The following is a 20,505-nucleotide window of genomic DNA, read 5'->3' as shown; positions in this document are numbered from 1 at the left end:
AGGCGCAGAATCGGGTATCATGTCGCCGCTAAAATTTCTCTCTATTGCTTACAGGAACGTACACCATGCCAGTGTTACATAACCTTGTTTCCAATGAAGAGCTGAAGGCGCGCATGCTGGCTGAAAGCGAACCGCGCACGACGGTCTCTTTTTATAAATATTTCCATATTAACGATCCAAAAGCCTTCCGCGATGCGCTGTATCTGGCGTTTACCCGCTTGAAAGTCTTTGGTCGCGTTTATGTCGCCGCGGAAGGGATTAATGCGCAAATTAGCGTACCGGAAAGCCTGTATCAGCAAATGAAACAGATGCTGTATGGCTTTGATCCGGCGCTGAATAATCTGCGGATGAATATCGCCCTTGATGATGACGGTAAATCTTTCTGGGTACTGCGTCTGAAAGTACGCGACCGCATCGTGGCGGATGGCATCACTGACGAAAGCTTTGACGCCAGCGATGTCGGCGCTTATCTGAAAGCGGCGGAAGTTAACGCCATGCTCGACGATCCTGATGCGCTATTCGTCGATATGCGTAACCATTACGAATATGAAGTGGGCCATTTCGAACAGGCGCTGGAGATCCCGGCCGATACTTTCCGCGATCAGCTGCCAATGGCGGTTGATATGCTGCAGAGCGAAAAAGATAAAAAAATCGTGATGTACTGCACCGGCGGCATTCGCTGTGAAAAGGCCAGCGCCTGGATGCGCCATAACGGCTTTGAAAATGTCTATCATATCGAAGGCGGCATTATCGAATACGCCCGCCGTGCGCGTGAACAGGGGTTACCGGTACGCTTTAAAGGTAAGAACTTTGTTTTTGATGAGCGGATGGGGGAGCGAATTTCTGATGAGGTGATTGCTCACTGTCATCAGTGTGGCGCGGTATGTGATACCCACGTCAACTGCAAAAACGATGGCTGCCATCTGCTGTTTATCCAGTGTCCGGGTTGTGCGGAGAAGTTTCAACACTGCTGCAGTCCAGTCTGTATGGAAGAGCTGGCCCTCTCCCCGGAAGAGCAGCGGGCGCGCCGGGCGGGACGTGAGAACGGCAATAAGATTTTTAACAAGTCGCGCGGCCTGTTAAATACCACGTTGCGGATCCCGGGGCCGGAAAGCGATCGGTAAGCTTTACCGCTATCCTCGGGATGGGGGTAAATCATTGACACGGGCGGCATCAATGCCGCCCTACGATGCTGCCGCCCCGTGCGTTTACTGGCGAATACCTTCCAGTGAGATGATCAGCTGAACGTCCTGCGATGCCGGTCCCAGATCGGTAGTGATATTAAACTCTTTTAACGCGATTTTCCCTGCTGCTTCAAACCCTGCGCGGTAACCACCCCATGGATCCTTACCCTGACCGAGCAATTTTGCTTGCAGGGTTACCGGTTTAGTTACGCCATTCAGCGTCAGATCACCGCTGATATCCAGCTTCTCACCCTCTTTCTTCACTCCGGTTGAGACAAACGTTGCCTGCGGGAATTTAGCCACATTGAGGAATTCAGCGCTACGCAGGTGTTTATCACGCTCAGCATGATTGGTATCGACACTACTGGTATTAATGGTGACGTTAACTTTATCCGCTGCTGGATTGTTTTCATCGAAAGTGAAGCCGCCGTCAAAGTCCTTAAAACTACCGTACAGCCAGCTGTAACCCAAATGCTGGATGCGGAACTGGACAAAAGCGTGCTGGCCTTGCTTATCGATCTTGTAGTCAGCCGCGACGGCAGAACCGGCGCTGAACAGCAGTGCGGCGAGGGTTAATCCTGACAGGCTTTTCTTTAACATAAAGTTTCTCCATTGATAAATGTTAATCGATGCGCTGACCCAGCATCCGTTTTAAGGTGATATCACGGTCGATAAAGTGGTGTTTCAGTGCGGCAAGGCCATGAAGCAGCGAGATAATCACCACGCTCCACGCCAGATAAAGGTGAATATCACCGGCCAGATCGGCCTGTCCGCCACTGGCGGCCAGCGTTGCCGGTACCGAAATCAGACCAAACACGTCAATCGGTTTCCCCTCGGCGGTGGAGATCAGGTAGCCGGTAAACAGAATGGCGAACAGCAGCAGATACAGCAGCAGATGTGCCGCTATTGCGCTGATGCGCACCAGCCGCGAGTAGCTACTGAGTGGTTTCGGCGGCGGTGAAACAAAGCGCCAGATCAGGCGCAGAATCATCACCGCAAACAGCACCATGCCGATGCTTTTATGCAGTTCCGGCGCCTGGTGATACCAGTTGTCGTAGTAGCCCAGCGTCACCATCCACAGACCGAGCGCAAACATTCCGTAGACGGCTAAGGCTACCAGCCAGTGCAGCGTAATGGAGAGATAGCCAAAGCGGGTTGGCGTATTAGTTAACGACATAAGGTCACTCCCCCTAAATTCATGAATAGCAACGAGACTGAACAACTGGAAATCAAAAATCAACAGATTGTTTCGCTTACTAACAAATTAGCTAATCTTGTTGATTTAATTTGAATGATACTCGCAGTTTGTTTTCAGTTTTATCGTAAAATCTCCATCTCCATTGGTTTTGTATTAGATTTTTAGCGATCGGTAAAGCGGATAAGCAGAAGGGATTCGAGTGTTTTTTATCTAAAAAATTGAATGTTTATTAAATGAATTGTCAGTTGAATGTCATTTTATGTAAGTAAAAACGGTGTTTTAGCGCTGAATCATGTGGTGGTTGGCAGCAGAAAACTGGGCGGCGTAGCAGACCGCGACAATGAGCGACGATGCGACGGTTAACCGAGTGACAATCAGTGGCGGAATAAACAGGGGAGCCCCAAAAGACATTACTGGTGCTAAAAATCAATCAATAATTTTCTTATTGTTTCCTGATATTTTCCGAATAAAACCTTTATCCGTTGAGCAGAAAAAACTGTGCGGTAAATTATCCGCAGCCCGCCGAATTAAACCACAATTTTATTGTGGCTTAATTCGGCATAATAACCGTCAGGCATGACGGCTTAGCGGCAGGGAAAAAATTTATTTAAACCGCGACAGGGCAAAGGGGGATAAGTCAAATTCAGCTGTTTTACCGCTGGCAAATTGTGCGGCAATTTCGCCTAATACACTGGCAAATTTAAATCCGTGGCCACTTAGTCCGGTTATCACTAAACGTTCAGGATGGCCGGGCAGGGTATCAATAATAAAATCTTCGTCCGGTGAGTTATCATAAGTGCAGGCGGCACCATGCAGACAAACGCCTACTCCCGGCAGGAACGTGCGCATAAAGTTAAATACTTCGCTGCCATCTTCGGCAAATGCGCCAAATGCTTTACGCTGATCGGGATGGTCAATTTTCTGCCCGCCCTGATGTTTGCCTACTTTCAGTGCATTGTTATCGGCGGGAAAACCGTAGTACTGGATGCCATCCGGCATTTCAACGGTAAAGGCCGGAAACTTGTTGTTTTCACTGTAACGGCCATCGGCCTGATGCCATGAAAATACTTTTCGTACCGGCGTTACCGGTAGTTCAGGACAGAGCGCTTTAACCCAGGTTCCGGCGCTGATCAGCAACTTGTGGCCGCGAAAACGGCCGTCAGCGGTATTGACGATTTGAAAATCATTTTCTTTTTCAATGCTGTTCACCGCACAGTTAAATAACTGCGCGCAACCGGCTTTTTCTGCCAGCGTGATCCAGCTACGCACCGCCACCTCCGATTTCAGATAGCCAGACTGAGGTTCAAATACGCCAAGATAACCGTCAGGTACGGTAAACAGCGGCCAGCGTTTACGTACTTCATCCGCCTGTAACACCTGAATCTCAAGTTCAAATTCGCGCGCGCTGTCGATAACATTGCTAATAAATTCAGAGCTTATCGGCGCCAGATTAAGCACCCCGCTACGTTGCATAATCCGTTCGCCGCTCAGCGTTTCCAGCTGGTCCCACAGTTTTTGCGCCCGTAATACCAGCGGCACATAGCGGGCGCCCTCCCCATAGGCGTGGCGGATTAAGCGACTCTCGCCATGGTGGCTACCTTGCTGATGGGGCGGATGTGCGCCATCGATCATCAGTACTTTTAGGCCTGCCTGGGTAGCATAAAAACCTGCGGCAGCCCCTACCGATCCACTGCCTACCACGATTAAATCGTAAACCATCTGCCCGGCACTCCTCACTGCTGTCATCGATTTTATAAGGATAGCAAAAACTTAGCGGCAATAAAAAGGCACCCGTAGTGGGTGCCTTAAAATCGAACATCAGTCGGGCAGCATACATGCCACCCCTACGGTTGTACCAGAGCGGTTAATCGCTCCCGCACATCCTGATTAATGCTTTTTGTAATCTCGATCCTGGTATTCAGTTGCTTCTATCTTCGCGATGCCAGCTTCTAAAATGGAAATAAACTGCCTGGCAACATCAGTGGTTAACCAATAGGTCTGTCCCACTTCTGCTTCATCAGCAGGCTGTTCACCCGACGAAAGCGAATGTAGACGAATCATCATAGCGTCATAGCTGTCTACTGTACTGATATCCCATCCAACCAGGGGATGTGTTTGGATTACATCTTTGTTTCTGTCCATTATAACCCCCTTATTACTCGCGAAAACGAAGTGATTTATCGAGGTTTCAATGCGGCTTTTTTTACATAGAGCGAGTTAATTATAACAGCATATTTACTATTGATGGGATGAAAAGTGTGCGATCAGTAAAATGAAATCCTGAATGAACAATATTCAGCAGCAATAGTTAATTACATTTATCGGCACAAAAAATAAAAACTTCCGCATTTGCGGAAGTTTTTTTTCAGATTGTTGCGTCCGGCTGGGCTTTGAGCAGGCCGTTGCGCTTTTCCAGTTCCGCGGCGAGACGACTGAAATGCTGTTGCATGTTCTCATCGTGATTCTGGTTTTGTGATTCCAGACGCAAACTGTGAATCAGCAACTGATTCGATTTTTCGTCCAGACAAAAGGAAAGATAAGAAAAGGCATTTTCCAGTACCGTTAAGCGGCGTTGTTGATCGCTGATCAGCGCCAGCAACTCACCAAAGGTCATCGCCTCTTCGGGTTTCTCTGCAGTCATGGGTAACACCTCCTGTAAAGCATCACAGGCGCAAGAATATGCTATCGCCAGATAACAGTCTATACCCGTTCTGCACAGTTGAAATGCCAGCAAGCGTTTTCTGACAGCGGTAGGGATTAACCGGGAAGGGGTAAGTAAAAAAAGCCGGATGGCGACACCCGGCAAAGAGACGACTGGTGCAAATCATTGACAAGGGCGGCAGAGCTGCCGCCATCAGGCGGTGATAAACCAGTCGTCCGCACTTTCCCACGTCTCCTGCAGGATATCGCTGATGAGATCTTTTTGTTCTTTTCCGCCGCCCAGCACACTCAGGCCGTTGGCGCTGGCATAACGTACCGATACGCGATTATCCGTGTCAGGAAACTGTTTATCGATACGTTTTGTGAGTTCCTGCGTCAGCGCTTCAAGTGCGCCAGCGGGCAGGGGAGTGGTTTTTGCTACAGTGACTTCTACACGCATGAGAGCCTCCGATAAGTATACTGTTTATTTATACAGTCAACCCCAGCGGGAAGCAACAAAAAAATGGGAAGCGCAGGCTTCCCGGGGTGAAATCAGAGTTCTACCGACCAGTTCAGGGTCTCTCCGGCGAGGAATGGAATCAGCGTATCGTTGCCCAGCGGAATGCTTTCAGCGACGGTATAAGGCCGACGAACCAGTTTAATTTTGCCTTCATTTAGCGGCAGGCCATAAAAGCGCGGGCCATTTTCCGCACAGAAGGCTTCGAAATGTTGCAACGCATCCATCTGTTCGAATACCGTGGCATAAGCAGCCAGCGCGGTTGGCGCATTGAACACCCCGGCACAGCCACAGCTGGCTTCTTTACGCTGACGGCTGTGCGGAGCGGTGTCGGTACCAAGGAAGAAACGCGGGTTACCGCTGGCGATAATCTGACGCAGGGCGTCCTGATGCACGTTGCGCTTCAGAATCGGCAGGCAGTAAAGATGCGGGCGCACGCCGCCCACCAGCATATGGTTGCGGTTAAACATCAGATGCTGCGGCGTAATAGTGGCGCCAAGATAATCATTCGCTTCCGCCACATAGGCGGCGGCTTCTTTGGTGGTGATATGTTCAAACACCACTTTCAGCTGCGGGAACTGCCTGCGCAGCGGATCCATTACATTTTCGATAAAGCGCGCTTCACGATCAAAAATATCGATATGGGCATCGGTCACTTCACCGTGGATAAGCAATGGCATGCCGATTTTTTGCATACGCTCCAGCACTGAAGCGATAGCGGCAATGCTGGTAACGCCGTGACTGGAGTTGGTGGTCGCGTGCGCCGGGTAGAGTTTAGCGGCGGTAAATACCCCGGCGTGGAACCCTTTTTCCACTTCATCCGCGTCGAGCGAGTCAGTCAGGTAGCAGGTCATTAGCGGCTGGAATTCATGCCCGGCCGGCAGCGCCGCGAGAATACGTTCGCGATACGCGATGGCGCTGGCGACGCTGGTTACCGGCGGCACCAGATTGGGCATCACAATCGCGCGACCGCACACCGCACTGGTAAAGGGCAGCACGGCCTGAAGCATCTCATCATCACGCAGATGGATATGCCAGTCGTCAGGGCGGCGAATGAGTAATTGCTGGGGTTGTGCAGTCATTAATTATGCTCCGGCAGGGAAGGGAATTCATATGGCGGTTCTGAGCCGGGTACTAAGGATAGGGATAAAAGCAACCGATTGCACTTGCTTTGTGAGGTCAAACAAAAAAAAGCCCCCGATTCACGAGGGCGCAATATCAGTTGGTAAACGGGATCACCAGTTCGCCGGGTTTCACCTCTAACCCTTTGGCAAACTTCTTCGCCAGCGATTCGGCTTTACTGCGATCGGCGCTGAGCACATACGCCGGTTTCTGATTAAAATAGCTCTTCAGCGACTGATCAAGATAGGGCGTCAGGGTTTTGAGCACCGACTGCATTTTTTCCGGCTGCACCTGGGCATCGACAATTTGCATATCTTTCAGGAATACCGCGCCTTGCTGCTGATCAAACACCGGCTGCGCTTTCATCGTCAGCTTCATATCGGCTTTTTGCGGGCCAAACAGCGAGGTGATATCGACCTTCGCCGTGCCGGTGATCATCACTTTATTCGGTTCTTCACGGCCAATCTGGCTGTTGAGGTCGGTCAGCACAATATGCGCATCAACCAGCCCGGCAACGCCAATCTGCTTCTGATAGTTATTATGTTTTTGCAGGGCCTGATTCACTTCCTGCTCACTGATGCTGTACTGCGTCAATTGATTACAACCCGCAAGCAGACCGACGAGAATCAGGGCAACCAGCCCGGGAAATACCTTTTTCATGCTTGTCCTCTGTATTTATCATCATGCAAACTGCGCTGATTACCGCGCAATAGCTTGCCCGAGAGGACAGCAAGAGTCACCAGGAGATCGCCGAAATCAGCTGACAAATGGGCAAGGAAATGTGTCGCCGCCAGCGGACCCCTCTGGGTTCAGCTGGCGGCGCGGGCGTTAAATCGCCACCGAAGAGAGCAGGTTAACCTGTGCCTGTTTGGCCATATTGTCGCGGTATTCAGCGACACGGGTCGGGTATTCGATGCCGGCGACCAGCGACAGTGAGCGTAACAGCGGGAACAGATGAATATCATCCTCCGACAGTTCGCCGTTAACCGCGTTTGGCTTGACGATCAGTTTTTCCAGCTGGCGCAAATCATCGCTGACTTTTTTAATCAATCCGGCGGAGTGCTGCTGCAGTTCGTCGAAGCTGCCGAGGGCGGCTTCTTTTTTGCTCCTGAAATAGCGGCGCGCTTCCGGGGTGGCAAACTCAGCAAAAGGCGCCGCGGCCATCCGCGGCAGCAATAGTTTATTAACGTATTGGTTAATATGGCGCAGCCAGTTAGCGATTGCCGGATTGGTCTGGCCGGTCAGCAGCGGCTCACGATCTTTTTGGTCGATAAAGTGCACAATGTCCATGCTTTCCGGCATGCAGCTGCCATCTTCTTTCTGCAGGATTGGCGCCATCTTCTGGCCAATCAACCGTTTCGGCGTCTCTTCATCGTCATTGAGCAGCACCACCAGTTCAATAGGTAAATTTTTCAGGCCAAAGATCATCCGCGCCTTGACGCAAAACGGGCAGTGTTCATAGATATACAGTTTCATCGCACCTTCTCCTTGCACCACTGCTTATGGCTGGCGCCGTTAGCAATGTTTTGAATGTATTGGAGAAGTATGGGTCAGATTAGCGCAGAGGGCAAACCGGCAGCCTAGCTGCCACTGAGCATCACCGGCGCAATAGCGCGCGGATGGAACTGCCACCATAGAGCAAAAAGCGTAATGAAACCGATGATCCCCAGCAGTAGCCATGGCAAGGTCGGCATGGCCAATTGCTGACCGATATCGAACATCCAGCCGCCGCCGCTGTAGCCGAGCGCGCCACCCAGCGCCAGACCTAAACGGCTGAAGCCCATATAGCTGCCGCGGGCTCGGGCATGCGCCAGCGATGCGCTAAGGGTTTCCCGTGCCGGTTCGGCAATAATCGAGCCAATATAAAAGGTGCAGATCAGCATAAACACCTGTTGCAGAGTGCTGGCCAGCCCTACCGGGATCAGACTTAAGGTCATAATCAGCAGCCCGACCATCAGACGCTGTTCCAGACGAAAGCGCTTTTCACTCCAGCGCGCCAGCGGATAGAGTAGGGTTAGCGATAACGCGGCTTCAATGGCATACATCCATTTTACCGCCTGCGGTGCGCCGGCAATCTGATTGACCACAATCGGCAGCATTAACATCACCTGTACGGCGAGGGCATAGTAACCGGTCAGCGTCAGCACATAGGCGCAAAAGCGCCGGTCTTTCAGGACCCGCGCCATACCGTCGCGCATGGGTGTCCGTACCGTCGAGATCCGCCATGCCGGCAGCAGCAATGCATTACACAGCGCCGCCAGCACAAATACCGCCGCGCCGGCCCAGCATACCAGCCGAAAGTCATACGCCAGTAGCCAGCTGCCCAGCAGAGCGCCGATGACCGCGCCTGCGCTGTCCTGCATCATCAGCAGCGAAAAAAAGCGCCCGCGCTGCTGTGGGCGGATCAATTTCACCACCAGCGCGGTGCGCGGCGGATCAAACAGCGTACCGCCGAGGCCGGTGAGTAAGCAGGATAACCACAGCACCCAGGGGTCATGGGCCAGCGCCATACTGATAAAGCCTGCGGCGCGCAGCAGCATACCGGTGATAATCAGCGGTTTAGCGCCAAAGCGGTCGGCTATTGCGCCGCCAAAAATCCCTAATCCCTGCTGCACCAGCTGACGTAAGCCGAGCGCAATCCCTACCACCAGGGCGGCCCAACCCAGTTGTTCGACAAAGTGGATGGAGATCAGCGGAAACACGACAAAAAAACCCAACACCACCAGCATGTTGTCTAATAAGAGAAAATATTTTCCGAGGCATCGTGCCCGCGCAACCCGAGACATGCGTGTTCCTGCGTGAAGAGAGAGGGGAGTAAACCTTCCAGTTGGTCTATTTTCCTCCTAAGTTGCTGGATTTCACAGTAATAAGCGGATGATATTTTTTTATCGACATGGTGCAATGAGTGCGCTGATATTGGTACTTAACGCGCAAAATTGCCCGGCAGTGTTGCGCAAGGTTTTACCCCAGGTAAAGATGACGGTTATAGTAAATGCTGGCTGGCAAGAAATAGTCGGTGATATAAGAGCTGTGCACCGGATAAGCCGCCGTCTGATGTTCAATCGATTTCTTTTATCGGCCATGGAATTCAGGAGAAAAGATGTTTGGCTATCGTTCTGCTGCACCGAAAGTGCGCCTGACAACAGACAGATTAGTGGTACGTCTTGTCCACGAACGTGATGCCTGGCGGCTGGCTGATTACTACGCGGAAAACCGCGCTTTTTTAAAGCCCTGGGAGCCGGTACGTGACGAAAGCCACTGCTATCCTTCCGGCTGGCAGGCGCGACTGGGTCTGATTGCTGATATGCACAAGCAGAGTAGTGCCTTCTATTTCATTGTTATGGATCCGGAGGAGACTGAAGTGCGCGGCGTCGCTAACTTCAGCAATGTGCTGCGCGGCTCATTCCATGCCTGTTATCTGGGCTATTCGCTGGGTGAAAAGTGGCAGGGGCAGGGCATGATGTTTGAAGCGTTGCAGGCGGCGATTCGCTATATGCAGCGTCAGCAGCGGATGCATCGCATTATGGCTAACTATATGCCGCATAATGCGCGCAGCGGTGATTTACTGGCGCGCCTGGGTTTTGAGAAAGAGGGCTATGCCAAAGATTATCTGTTAATTGATGGTCGCTGGCAGGATCATGTCTTAACCGCTTTAACCACCGATGAATGGACGCCGGATCGCCGCGGACAATAATAACCGAGGTTTTGTGATGAAAACTGTGCTGACGCCTGTCGAGGCGCGCGTTGTTGGCTGCCTGCTGGAAAAGCAGGTCACCACGCCCGATCAATATCCGATGTCACTGAATGGCGTTGTTACTGCCTGTAATCAAAAATCCAATCGTGAACCGGTGATGTCGCTTACTGAAAGCGCGGTGCAGGAAGCGCTCGATCTGCTGGTGCGAAAACATCAGCTCAGCACCCTGAACGGCTTTGGCAATCGGGTGGTGAAATATGAACAGCGGTTCTGTAATTCGGCGTTTGGCAATCTGAAACTGAGCAGTGCTGAACTGGCGCTGGTCACCAGTTTATTGCTGCGCGGCGCGCAAACCCCTGGCGAGCTGCGCACCCGCAGCGGCCGGTTGCATGAGTTTGCCGATATGGCGGAAGTGGAACAGACGCTGGAAAATCTGCAAAACCGCGAAGATGGCCCGTTTGTGATGCGTCTGGCGCGCGAACCGGGCAAGCGCGAAAGCCGCTATATGCATCTGTTTAGCGGCGAGGTTAACGAGCTGGATTTTGTCACGCTCCCGGCGTCAGGCGGCGAAAATAGCGAGCTGGCGGAAAGAGTCAATGTGCTGGAAGCGGAAGTGGCCAGCCTGAAGCAGCAACTTGCTGCACTGTTAGCGGAAAAAGGATCCTGAGATGGCGACGCAACTACGGGTCGGAGTGGTCGGTCTGGGCGGTATCGCGCAAAAAGCCTGGCTGCCGGTGGTGAGTAAAACCGAGGGCTGGCTATTAGCCGGCGCTTTTTCACCGAATCAGCAAAAAGCGCAGCTGATCTGCGACAGCTACCGGATGCCCTGTTTTCCCAGCCTGCAACAGCTGGCCGCAGAGTGCGATGCGGTATTTGTTCATAGCAGCACCGCCACACATTTTGCCATTGTCGGCGAGTTGCTGCGGGCCGGGGTGGATGTCTGTGTCGATAAGCCGCTGGCCGAGACGTTACGCCAGGCCGAGCAGTTGGTTGAACTGGCGCATAAGAGCGGGCGTAAACTCATGGTGGGCTTTAACCGGCGTTTTGCCCCGCGCTATCTGCAGCTGAAAGCCAGCCTGGTTGATACCGCATCGATCCGAATGGATAAGCACCGTAGCGACAGCGTCGGTCCGCACGATCTCCGCTTTACTTTGCTCGATGATTATCTGCATGTGGTCGATACCGCGCTATGGCTGGGCGGCGGCGCCGGCACTCTGCGCCATGGCAGCATTCAGACCAATGATGCCGGTGAAATGCTGTATGCCGAGCACCATTTCACCCTTGGCAGCACCCAGATAACCACCAGTATGCACCGTCGCGCCGGCAGTCAGCGTGAAGCGGTGACGGCGGTCTGCGATGGCAGTGTGTATCAGATTAACGATATGCGCGACTGGCAACAGGAAACCGATGGCAAGATGTTGTCAGACCCGATCCCGGGCTGGCAAACCACGCTGGAGCAGCGGGGATTTGACGGCGCCGCGCGTCATTTTATCGCCTGCGCGCAAAACCAGACGGCGCCGCAAACCTCGGGCGAGCAGGCCCTGCTGGCGCAGCGGCTGGTAGAGAAAATGTGGCGTGACGCGGATAAAGAATAATCCGTTGTTCAGCCTAAATATTACCTGGCGTTGTGGTTATTTCCCACCGTATCAGTAGACTAGCCGCTGTTTATCCGGCGAGGCTGTTCTCGCCCCTGGGGTCACGCAGCGGACTCTCTTATTTTCAGGAAGCGCAGTAAACCATGAATTTGTTGAAATCGTTGGCTGCGGTCAGCTCAATGACCCTTTTTTCGCGTGTGCTGGGTTTTGCCCGCGATGCCATAGTGGCGCGAGTGTTTGGGGCCGGTATGGCCACCGATGCTTTTTTTGTCGCGTTTAAGTTGCCCAATTTATTGCGGCGCATCTTTGCCGAGGGCGCTTTTTCACAGGCGTTTGTGCCGATTCTCGCCGAATATAAAAGCAAGCAAGGGGAGGAGGCGACCCGGGTATTTGTCGCCTACGTCTCGGGGTTACTGACGCTGGTGCTGGCGATTGTCACTTTTATTGGCATGATTGCCGCGCCATGGGTGATTCTGGTGACCGCACCGGGCTTTGCCGATACCGCCGATAAGTTCGCCTTAACCTCCTCGCTACTGCGGATTACTTTCCCCTATATTTTATTGATCTCAATAGCATCGCTGGCCGGGGCGATCCTGAATACCTGGAACCGCTTTTCGGTGCCGGCGTTTGCGCCGACGCTGCTCAATATCAGCATGATTGCGTTTGCGCTGTTTGCTGCGCCGCATTTTCATCCGCCGGTGCTGGCGCTGGCCTGGGCGGTGGTGGTCGGTGGGGTGTTGCAGCTGGGCTATCAGCTGCCGCATCTGAAAAAAATCGGCATGCTGGTGATGCCGCGTTTGAACCTAAAAGATGCGGGTGTCTGGCGGGTGATGCGCCAGATGGGGCCGGCGATCCTCGGCGTTTCCGTTAGCCAGATTTCACTGATTATCAATACTATTTTTGCCTCGTTCCTTGTTTCAGGTTCGGTGTCGTGGATGTATTACGCTGACCGCCTGATGGAATTTCCCTCGGGTGTGCTGGGGGTAGCGTTGGGTACGATTCTGCTGCCGTCGCTGGCGAAGAGTTTTACCAGCGGCGATCATGATGAGTATTCACGCCTGATGGACTGGGGGCTGCGTCTCTGTTTTGTGCTGGCGTTGCCGAGCGCGGTGGCGCTGGGCATCCTCGCCAAACCGCTGACCGTTGCCCTGTTTCAATACGGTAAATTTACCGCCTTTGATGCCGCCATGACCGAGCGCGCGCTGATTGCTTACTCCGTCGGGCTGATGGGGTTGATCGTAGTTAAAGTACTGGCGCCGGGTTTTTACTCGCGCCAGGATATTAAGACGCCAGTAAAAATTGCCATTATCTGCCTGATTATGACGCAACTGATGAACCTGGCATTTATTGGGCCGCTAAAGCATGCCGGGCTGGCGTTGTCGATTGGGCTGGCGGCCTGTTTGAATGCCGCGCTGCTTTACTGGCAGTTGCGTAAGCAGAAAATCTTCCAGCCGCAACCGGGCTGGTTTAGCTTTCTGCTGCGTCTGTTTATTGCGGTGGCGATCATGGCTGCGGCGCTGCTGGCAATGAACCAGGTGATGCCGGACTGGGATGTCGGCAATATGGTCTACCGCTTATCGCGACTGGCGGGGGTGTGCGTGGTCGGTGGCGGCGCTTATTTCCTGATGCTGGGTCTGATGGGCTTTCGCCCGCGCGATTTTGCCCGCCGTACGGTAATCTAACGGCAAAAGGCGGCATATATGCCGCCCCTGGGCGCGAATCTCCGGAATATTATTGGGGAGCCATTTATGGCTCCCGCTCTGCGAATTTGCACTCCGGCAACGCGAGATTAAATCTTGCGGCTGACGAAAGCAGCCGATTGGGTCTGGCCATCCGGGCCATAAAATGGCTGGCTGATTTTCGGTTTCAACACAGAAAGCGCCTGCTCATTATATTCTATTTGCTGGTTGAGAAGCATACCACTGTGTCGGTTGGTATTGTGCAGCTTGACAGTCTGTTGCTGGATTGATGCCCAACGTCTCGCCAGTTCCGGCTGCGTCTCGTAGGGGGCCTGCAGGCCGAGGCGTTTTTCCGCCTGATGGCGCATCCCGTCAAGATAGTTGATGGTGTTAAGCAATGAGCTTTTGTCTTCAGTAATACGCTGGAGTAAGTTACTGTTAATCCGCCCGGCAGAAAGTTGCTGCTGCTCGGCGTCCATGACTTCCATCAGCGACGAAAGCACTTCCTGCATTTTTTCCAGCGCGGTCAGTAAGCTGTTCATAGCGATTAGTTACCCTGCAAATAGTCTTTAGTTTCCTGGATCAGAGCATCGGCAATTTTGCCGCTGTCCATTTTCAGTTCGCCATTACGGATGGCGGTTTTCAGTTGCTCTACGCGCGCGCTGTTAATATCCTGACTGCCGGGCTGCATCAGCTGTGACTGTGCTTCGCTCAGTTTGACCTGAGTGCCCGAGGCGGCAGACGCTGTGGCAGCAGTCGTTTCACTTTGGCGCGTTTTGCTGGCGGACGCATCACTGTTTTCACGTGGTTGTACGGTGGCAACGGGGTTCGATGCTTGGGTTCTGTCGATACTCATAAACTGGCTCCTGTAAGCTCAGGCAATCAATGATCAAATAGTAGTATATTTCTTAATTACTCTATCGGCAGAAAAACGGCCAGCTTTAGTGGCTTATAGCGATATAAGAATATTCCCATCCGCATCCACCTTTCCACTGACTATTTGACCATTTCCCATCCGGACTCTTACTGGCTGCGTCGCGGTTGCGTTATTCATCGCACGCCCTTCGCTGGTGGCATTAAATCCATTCCCCTGGGCAATTACAATTACGTTCTGACCGGCTTTTACGCGCCATGGCTGACGCACCATCGATAAGGTTAGCGGCTGACCTGGAGTGATATCGCGGATAGAGATCGCTTCGACAATTTGCTGTGGATCGACTATTACGCGGGCAGGCAGAACATCAAGACGCCCGTGCTTAATACTCAGATCGCTGGCTTTCAGGGCACTACCGCGCGCCACCTGGCGCGACGTCACCACATAATCACCTGTCACCTGAACTTGTACCTGCAGATAGCGACGTTCCTGACCGCAGTTGGCGGCTACGCTAATCATACCCCACTGACGGCTATTAGCTGCCACGAAAAACTGTGGCGTATCGCATTGCGGCCATTGTGCGGCCGGAGTGCGTAACACCACGGTTAAATTTTCGGCATGCGTAGCATCACGCGCTTTAAAGAATTGAGTTAACTGAGTGGTTAAATCAGCGGCATCGGTATGAAGGCTTAACAGGCCAAACAGGCCCGCCAGCAAAGGAGTGACCCTACGCATTATCTTATCCCCACATTGCAATATGGCCGTAATTCTACGCGTATGCGCGACAAGTCAAGCCGCAAAATAGCGACGATTTTTAGCGTTATTCATTCGATAGTCCTTCCCGTAACGCGCTTATCCTGTCAGCTCGAAATTCTCAATTTGTGTTGTGGAGGAAGCATGCTCGACAAACTGGACGCAGCGCTAAATTTTGGCACTGAAGCGCTAAACCTGAGGGCTCAGCGTCAGGAAATCCTGGCGTCCAATATCGCTAACGCCGATACCCCGGGTTATCAGGCGCGTGATATCGATTTTTCCAGCGAACTGAAACGTGCAGTTGAGCAGGGTCGGGCGCAGGGTTCCGGGTTGTCGCTGGCGTTAACGTCGGCACGCCATATTCCGGTGTCGAATGCGCAGGCGCCGGCGCTCGATTTGATGTACCGCATTCCTGACCAGCCAGCGATGGATGGCAACACGGTAGATATGGATCGCGAACGCACGCAGTTTGCGGATAACAGCCTGAAATACCAAACCGATCTGACACTTATCAGCAGCCAGATTAAAGGCATGCTGAGTGTCCTTCAGGGGCAATAACTATGGCACTGCTTAATATTTTTGATATCGCCGGTTCGGCGATGACAGCACAGTCACAGCGAATGAACGTCAGCGCCAGTAACCTGGCCAACGCCGATAGCGTCACCGGGCCAGATGGTCAGCCTTACGTCGCCAAACAGGTGGTGTTTCAGGTAGATGCCGCGGCGGGACAGGCTACCGGAGGGGTGAAAGTGGCCCAGGTGGTTGATGATCCCACGCCCGCAAAACTGGTGTACGACCCGGGTAATCCGATGGCTGATGAAAAAGGCTATATCAAGATGCCTAACGTCGACGTGGTGAGTGAAACGGTGAATACCATGTCAGCGTCCCGCAGTTACCAGGCCAACGTAGAAGTCCTCAATACCGTGAAATCGATGATGATGAAAACTCTGACCATGGGTCAATAACGGAGAAGCACAATGGGCATAGCTGTAGGTGTCAACGACTCACTTGATAACACCACTATCACCAGTTCCAGCACAACAGATAGCAGTGCAACCGACTTACAAAGTAGCTTCTTGACGCTGTTAGTGGCGCAGTTGCAAAACCAGGATCCGACGAATCCGATGGAAAACAGCGAGCTGACTTCACAGCTGGCGCAGATTAATACCGTAAGCGGCATTGAGAAATTGAACACCACCCTGGCGTCAATTTCCAGTCAGATTAACAGCAACCAGTCACTCGATGCATCTACTTTAATCGGTCAGGGCGTGATGATTGACGGGTCGCAGATTCTGGTCGGAAGCAGTACCACGACGCCGTTTGGTATCGATTTGGAAACAGCATCGGACAGCACCACCGTTACCATTTCAGATTCCAGCGGAGCTGTAGTTCGGACCATCGATTTAGGTGGTCTGACAGCCGGTGTACATAGCTACTCCTGGGACGGAACCCTGACCGATGGCTCTACCGCGCCGGATGGTAAATATACCTTTACGATTGCTGCGAGCAGTGGAACCACGCAGCTGGTGGCTCAGCCACTGAACTATGCGTTGGTTAACGGTGTGACCAATAGTAGCAGTGGCGCTGTATTAGACCTCGGGACGATGGGTACTGCCACGCTCGATGAAATCAGTCAAATTCTTTAATCACAAATTTAACGTTTATCAGGAGTGACACATGGGCTTTTCTCAAGCGGTCAGTGGCTTAAACGCAGCGTCCAGTAACCTTGACGTCATTGGTAACAACATCTCTAACTCAGCAACATCAGGTTATAAATCCAGCACTATCGCTTTTGCCGATATGTTTGCTGGTTCAGATATTGGTATGGGGGTGAAGGTTGCTGGCGTGATTCAGGACTTTACCGACGGTACGACGACGTCCACCAGCCGTGGCCTGGATGTGGCGCTGAGCGGCCAGGGTTTTTTCCGCCTTAGCGATGATACCGGTGCGGTCTACTACAGCCGTAACGGTCAGTTTACCCTGGATGAAAACCGTAATCTGGTGAATATGCAGGGCCTGACCGTGACCGGTTATGGCGTTAGCGGTACGCCGCCAACCGTGCAGACGGGTTCGGATCCGGTGGCATTGAGCATCCCCACCACACAGATGTCGGCGAGCGCGACTACTACTGGCGCTCTGGTCGCCAACCTGAACTCTTCTGACGATACCTTAACCACTGCAGGTTTCGACATGGCCGACGCGGATACCTATAACGCCAAGACCACCATGACTACCTACGATTCGCTGGGTAATGCGCACGCCATTGATCTCTACTTTGTTAAAACTGCTGACAACACCTGGCAGTTGTATTCCAACGACTCCAGCAGCACCACCACAGCCACTACTGGTCCAACTGCAATGACCTTTAACAGCAGTGGTGTGATGACCTCTGCCAGCACGCTTACCATCCCGTTGGGTGACCTGAATGGTGCAACTGGCCAGGATTTTGAACTGAGCTTCACCAACAGCATGCAGCAGAATACCGGCTCAAACACCTTTGGTAACCCGACTCAGGACGGTTACAAGCCTGGGGAGCTGACCAGCTACCAGATAAACGATGACGGTACCATTGTTGGCAACTACTCCAACGAAAAGACCCAGGTTCTCGGTCAGATCGTATTGGCTAACTTCGCTAACTCCGAAGGTCTGCAATCAATGGGTGACAACGTATGGAAAGAGACTTCATCTTCTGGTCAACCTTTGCTTGGGCTGGCGGATACCGGCAACCTCGGAAGCCTGACTTCGGGCGCCCTTGAGGCCTCTAACGTCGACCTGAGTGCTGAACTGGTGAATATGATTGTGGCGCAGCGCGCCTATCAGTCTAACGCCCAGACCATCAAGACTCAGGATCAGATCCTTAACACGCTGGTTAACCTGCGTTAATGCGCTAACGAGATTGCCTTATGGATCACGCGATATATACCGCTATGGGCGCAGCCACGCAGACGCTCAATCAGCAGGCGGTCACCGCCAGCAACCTGGCCAACGCCTCTACTCCGGGCTTCCGTGCGCAGCTTAATGCGCTGCGTGCGGTGCCGGTGGAAGGTTTGTCGTTGCCAACACGTACCCTGGTAACGGCTTCGACACCGGGCGCCGATATGTCCCAGGGGGCAATGGATTATACAGAGCGCGCACTGGATGTGGCCGTACAGCAGGATGGCTGGCTGGCAGTGCAATCTGCTGATGGCAGTGAGGCGTATACCCGCAACGGTAATATGCAGGTCAGTCCCGCCGGGCAACTGACGATCCAGGGCAATCTGGTGATGGGTGACGGGGGACCGATTGCGATACCGCAAGGTGCGGAAATCACCATTGCTGCTGACGGTTCCATTACTGCGTTGAATGCAGGCGAAGCCCCTAACGCGTTGGTTCAAATCGGACGTTTAAAACTGGTGAAAGCCGATGGAAAAGAAGTGACGCGTGGTGATGATGGCATGTTTCGTCTCACCGAATCAGCTCAGCAGCAGCGCGGCGCCGTATTGCAGGCAGATGCCTCGGTGAAGGTAATGCCGGGGGTGTTGGAGGGGAGTAACGTTAAACCGGTGGAAACCATGGTTGATATGATCACCAACGCCCGACGTTTTGAGATGCAGATGAAAGTAATCTCCAGCGTCGATGACAATGAACAACGCGCGAACCAGATTCTTAACATGAGCAGTTAAGGGCAGAGGAAAACACTATGATTCGTTCTTTATGGATAGCGAAAACCGGTCTTGATGCTCAGCAAACTAACATGGATGTTATCTCAAACAACCTGGCTAACGTTAGCACCAACGGCTTTAAACGCCAGCGTGCGGTGTTTGAGGATCTGATGTATCAGACCCTGCGTCAGCCAGGTGCGCAGTCGTCTGAGCAGACCACGTTACCAACCGGCTTACAGATTGGTACCGGTACCCGTCCAGTCGCCACCGAGCGTTTGCACAACCAGGGCAACCTGTCGCAGACCGAGTCATCGAAGGATGTGGCGATTAACGGTCAGGGTTTCTTCCAGGTGCAGATGCCTGATGGTACTACCGCTTATACCCGCGATGGTTCCTTTCAGACTGATGCGAATGGTCAGCTGGTAACCAATGGCGGTTTTCCGGTGCAACCGGCGATCACCATTCCGGCAAACTCACTTAGCATGACCGTTGCGCGTGACGGTACTGTCAGCGTAACTCAGCAGGGACAAACCGCATCGACCACTGTCGGACAATTAACCCTGAGTACGTTTATGAATGATGCGGGCCTGGAGAGTGTGGGTGAGAACCTGTATCTGGAAACCCAGGCATCGGGTACGCCTACTGAGAGTACACCAGGCCTGAACGGTGCTGGCTTGTTGTATCAGGGGTATGTGGAAACCTCTAACGTCAATGTGGCGGAAGAGCTGGTCTCCATGATCCAGACGCAGCGCGCTTACGAAATTAATAGTAAAGCGATCAGCACCTCCGACGAGATGTTGCAAAAGCTGGGTCAGGTCTGACGTCGCTTAGCGTTGCAGTAAGGGCGAGGCGTACCTCGCTCTCATTACAGACTTTAAAAAAGGTAGTGATTACGTGGCGAAGCAATTATATCTCAAGCCTGGACGTTTGTTGGTAGCCAGTTTGTTACTGACCCTTAACGGTTGCGCCTTAGTTCCGCGGACCCCACTGGTGGATGGCTCGACAACGGCGCAGCCGCTGCCCGCTTCGCCGCCAACGGTAAACGGATCGATTTTTCAGGGGGTAATGCCGATGAACTACGGCTATCAGCCGCTGTTCGAAGATCGTCGTCCACGTAATATTGGCGATACATTGACCATTACGTTACAGGAAAATGTTAGCGCCAGTAAAAGTTCTTCGGCTAACGCCAGTCGCGACAGCAGTTCGGCTGCCGGGCTAACCTCGGTGCCAAGCGCGCTTAATGGCCTGCTGGGGGGAGATAAAACCACCATTGCCGGCACCGGGACACATGACTTTACCGGTGCAGGTGGCGCTACCGCCAATAATACCTTTACCGGCACCATTACCGTTACCGTTAATCAGTTGCTGCCAAATGGCAACCTGAGAGTGGTTGGTGAGAAGCAGATTGCGATTAATCAGGGCACTGAATTTATTCGCTTCTCCGGTGTGGTTAACCCACGAACCATTAGCGCCAGTAACGCAGTAGTATCCAGCCAGGTGGCAGACGCACGCATCGAATACGTCGGTAACGGCTATATCAATGAGGCGCAAAATATGGGTTGGCTACAGCGTTTCTTCCTGAACGTGTCACCGATGTAAGAGGTCACA

Annotated in this window: 26 protein-coding genes; 13 read left to right on the top strand and 13 right to left on the bottom strand. The window is 52.8% G+C overall.

Going from position 1 to position 20,505, the window contains the following annotated elements; all coding sequences use genetic code 11:
• The first annotated feature begins 65 nt into the window (after nucleotides 1-65).
• Nucleotides 66-1,124 (top strand): rhodanese-related sulfurtransferase, encoded by a 1,059-nt coding sequence (locus JWF83_RS16475; RefSeq protein ID WP_413651470.1) that lies wholly within the window; start codon nucleotides 66-68, stop codon nucleotides 1,122-1,124.
• 84 nt (nucleotides 1,125-1,208) lie between these two features.
• Here JWF83_RS16475 and JWF83_RS16470 read toward each other — a convergent pair whose 3' ends face one another.
• Both JWF83_RS16470 and JWF83_RS16465 read right to left on the bottom strand, forming a co-directional pair.
• Nucleotides 1,209-1,784: a YceI family protein gene (locus JWF83_RS16470; protein WP_413651469.1), complete on the bottom strand. Its 576-nt coding sequence runs from the start codon at nucleotides 1,782-1,784 to the stop codon at nucleotides 1,209-1,211.
• Nucleotides 1,785-1,806: 22 nt separating this feature from the next.
• Nucleotides 1,807-2,361, bottom strand: coding sequence for a cytochrome b (locus tag JWF83_RS16465; RefSeq protein ID WP_413651468.1), 555 nt, complete (start codon nucleotides 2,359-2,361; stop codon nucleotides 1,807-1,809).
• A gap of 361 nt (nucleotides 2,362-2,722) precedes the next feature.
• Between JWF83_RS16465 and JWF83_RS16460 the strand changes: the two genes are divergently transcribed.
• A complete protein-coding gene (locus tag JWF83_RS16460; protein WP_413651467.1) occupies nucleotides 2,723-2,962 on the top strand; it encodes a hypothetical protein in 240 nt (79 codons plus the stop codon).
• A gap of 23 nt (nucleotides 2,963-2,985) precedes the next feature.
• On the opposite strand, the gene solA is transcribed toward JWF83_RS16460, so the two are convergent.
• From solA to mdtH, 8 genes are all read right to left on the bottom strand, one after another.
• Entirely contained in the window at nucleotides 2,986-4,101 is a 1,116-nt protein-coding gene (gene solA, locus JWF83_RS16455; RefSeq protein ID WP_413651466.1) for an N-methyl-L-tryptophan oxidase, read from the bottom strand.
• A gap of 168 nt (nucleotides 4,102-4,269) precedes the next feature.
• On the bottom strand, nucleotides 4,270-4,524 hold the full coding sequence (bssS, locus tag JWF83_RS16450) for a biofilm formation regulator BssS (protein WP_052902816.1): 255 nt from the start codon (nucleotides 4,522-4,524) through the stop codon (nucleotides 4,270-4,272).
• A 223-nt stretch (nucleotides 4,525-4,747) separates the two neighbouring features.
• Nucleotides 4,748-5,023: a hypothetical protein gene (locus JWF83_RS16445; RefSeq protein ID WP_413651465.1), complete on the bottom strand. Its 276-nt coding sequence runs from the start codon at nucleotides 5,021-5,023 to the stop codon at nucleotides 4,748-4,750.
• 213 nt (nucleotides 5,024-5,236) lie between these two features.
• Nucleotides 5,237-5,482: a DNA damage-inducible protein I gene (dinI, locus tag JWF83_RS16440; protein ID WP_413651464.1), complete on the bottom strand. Its 246-nt coding sequence runs from the start codon at nucleotides 5,480-5,482 to the stop codon at nucleotides 5,237-5,239.
• 92 nt (nucleotides 5,483-5,574) lie between these two features.
• Nucleotides 5,575-6,621, bottom strand: a complete 1,047-nt coding sequence (gene pyrC / locus JWF83_RS16435; protein ID WP_413651463.1) for a dihydroorotase — start codon at nucleotides 6,619-6,621, stop codon at nucleotides 5,575-5,577.
• Nucleotides 6,622-6,757: 136 nt separating this feature from the next.
• A complete protein-coding gene (locus JWF83_RS16430) occupies nucleotides 6,758-7,321 on the bottom strand; it encodes a lipoprotein (protein ID WP_413651462.1) in 564 nt (187 codons plus the stop codon).
• 168 nt (nucleotides 7,322-7,489) lie between these two features.
• Nucleotides 7,490-8,137, bottom strand: coding sequence for a glutaredoxin 2 (gene grxB, locus JWF83_RS16425; protein ID WP_413651461.1), 648 nt, complete (start codon nucleotides 8,135-8,137; stop codon nucleotides 7,490-7,492).
• Nucleotides 8,138-8,241: 104 nt separating this feature from the next.
• Entirely contained in the window at nucleotides 8,242-9,447 is a 1,206-nt protein-coding gene (gene mdtH / locus JWF83_RS16420; RefSeq protein WP_413651460.1) for a multidrug efflux MFS transporter MdtH, read from the bottom strand.
• Nucleotides 9,448-9,761: 314 nt separating this feature from the next.
• Here mdtH and rimJ point away from each other — a divergent pair, with 314 nt between their 5' ends.
• The 4 genes from rimJ to murJ all read left to right on the top strand — a co-directional run bounded on the left by rimJ (nucleotide 9,762) and on the right by murJ (nucleotide 13,632).
• A complete protein-coding gene (rimJ, locus tag JWF83_RS16415; protein WP_413651459.1) occupies nucleotides 9,762-10,355 on the top strand; it encodes a ribosomal protein S5-alanine N-acetyltransferase in 594 nt (197 codons plus the stop codon).
• Nucleotides 10,356-10,371: 16 nt separating this feature from the next.
• Nucleotides 10,372-11,022 carry a DUF480 domain-containing protein gene (locus JWF83_RS16410; RefSeq protein ID WP_413651458.1) on the top strand — a complete coding sequence of 217 codons (651 nt, stop codon included), beginning with the start codon at nucleotides 10,372-10,374 and terminating at the stop codon, nucleotides 11,020-11,022.
• Nucleotide 11,023: 1 nt separating this feature from the next.
• Entirely contained in the window at nucleotides 11,024-11,950 is a 927-nt protein-coding gene (locus JWF83_RS16405; RefSeq protein ID WP_413651457.1) for a Gfo/Idh/MocA family protein, read from the top strand.
• 143 nt (nucleotides 11,951-12,093) lie between these two features.
• A complete protein-coding gene (murJ, locus tag JWF83_RS16400; protein WP_413651456.1) occupies nucleotides 12,094-13,632 on the top strand; it encodes a murein biosynthesis integral membrane protein MurJ in 1,539 nt (512 codons plus the stop codon).
• Between the two features lie 107 nt (nucleotides 13,633-13,739).
• On the opposite strand, the gene JWF83_RS16395 is transcribed toward murJ, so the two are convergent.
• The 3 genes from JWF83_RS16395 to flgA form a co-directional block, all read right to left on the bottom strand.
• Nucleotides 13,740-14,171, bottom strand: a complete 432-nt coding sequence (locus tag JWF83_RS16395; protein WP_413651455.1) for a flagella synthesis protein FlgN — start codon at nucleotides 14,169-14,171, stop codon at nucleotides 13,740-13,742.
• Nucleotides 14,172-14,176: 5 nt separating this feature from the next.
• Nucleotides 14,177-14,485, bottom strand: a complete 309-nt coding sequence (flgM, locus tag JWF83_RS16390; RefSeq protein ID WP_413651454.1) for a flagellar biosynthesis anti-sigma factor FlgM — start codon at nucleotides 14,483-14,485, stop codon at nucleotides 14,177-14,179.
• Nucleotides 14,486-14,578: 93 nt separating this feature from the next.
• A complete protein-coding gene (flgA, locus tag JWF83_RS16385; protein ID WP_413651453.1) occupies nucleotides 14,579-15,238 on the bottom strand; it encodes a flagellar basal body P-ring formation chaperone FlgA in 660 nt (219 codons plus the stop codon).
• A 162-nt stretch (nucleotides 15,239-15,400) separates the two neighbouring features.
• On the opposite strand from flgA, the gene flgB reads away from it, so the two are divergent.
• From flgB to JWF83_RS16350, 7 genes are all read left to right on the top strand, one after another.
• The gene (gene flgB, locus JWF83_RS16380) at nucleotides 15,401-15,814 is read left to right on the top strand and encodes a flagellar basal body rod protein FlgB (protein ID WP_413651452.1); all 414 of its coding nucleotides are present in this window, start codon (nucleotides 15,401-15,403) and stop codon (nucleotides 15,812-15,814) included.
• A 2-nt stretch (nucleotides 15,815-15,816) separates the two neighbouring features.
• Nucleotides 15,817-16,221, top strand: a complete 405-nt coding sequence (gene flgC / locus JWF83_RS16375; RefSeq protein ID WP_413651451.1) for a flagellar basal body rod protein FlgC — start codon at nucleotides 15,817-15,819, stop codon at nucleotides 16,219-16,221.
• A 12-nt stretch (nucleotides 16,222-16,233) separates the two neighbouring features.
• Complete coding sequence (gene flgD / locus JWF83_RS16370; protein ID WP_413651450.1) at nucleotides 16,234-16,902, top strand: flagellar hook assembly protein FlgD; 669 nt, start codon at nucleotides 16,234-16,236, stop codon at nucleotides 16,900-16,902.
• Between the two features lie 31 nt (nucleotides 16,903-16,933).
• Complete coding sequence (gene flgE, locus JWF83_RS16365; protein WP_413651449.1) at nucleotides 16,934-18,139, top strand: flagellar hook protein FlgE; 1,206 nt, start codon at nucleotides 16,934-16,936, stop codon at nucleotides 18,137-18,139.
• Between the two features lie 20 nt (nucleotides 18,140-18,159).
• Entirely contained in the window at nucleotides 18,160-18,918 is a 759-nt protein-coding gene (locus tag JWF83_RS16360) for a flagellar basal body rod protein FlgF (RefSeq protein WP_413651448.1), read from the top strand.
• 17 nt (nucleotides 18,919-18,935) lie between these two features.
• Nucleotides 18,936-19,718, top strand: a complete 783-nt coding sequence (gene flgG / locus JWF83_RS16355) for a flagellar basal-body rod protein FlgG (RefSeq protein WP_413651447.1) — start codon at nucleotides 18,936-18,938, stop codon at nucleotides 19,716-19,718.
• Between the two features lie 73 nt (nucleotides 19,719-19,791).
• A complete protein-coding gene (locus JWF83_RS16350; protein ID WP_413651446.1) occupies nucleotides 19,792-20,496 on the top strand; it encodes a flagellar basal body L-ring protein FlgH in 705 nt (234 codons plus the stop codon).
• Nucleotides 20,497-20,505: the final 9 nt, after the last annotated feature.

This window comes from Pantoea sp. B65, from assembly GCF_047308185.1.
Taxonomy (GTDB): domain Bacteria; phylum Pseudomonadota; class Gammaproteobacteria; order Enterobacterales; family Enterobacteriaceae; genus Erwinia.
The sequence above is the reverse complement of the archived record's forward strand: the minus strand, read 5'-3'. Positions and strand labels throughout refer to the sequence as shown.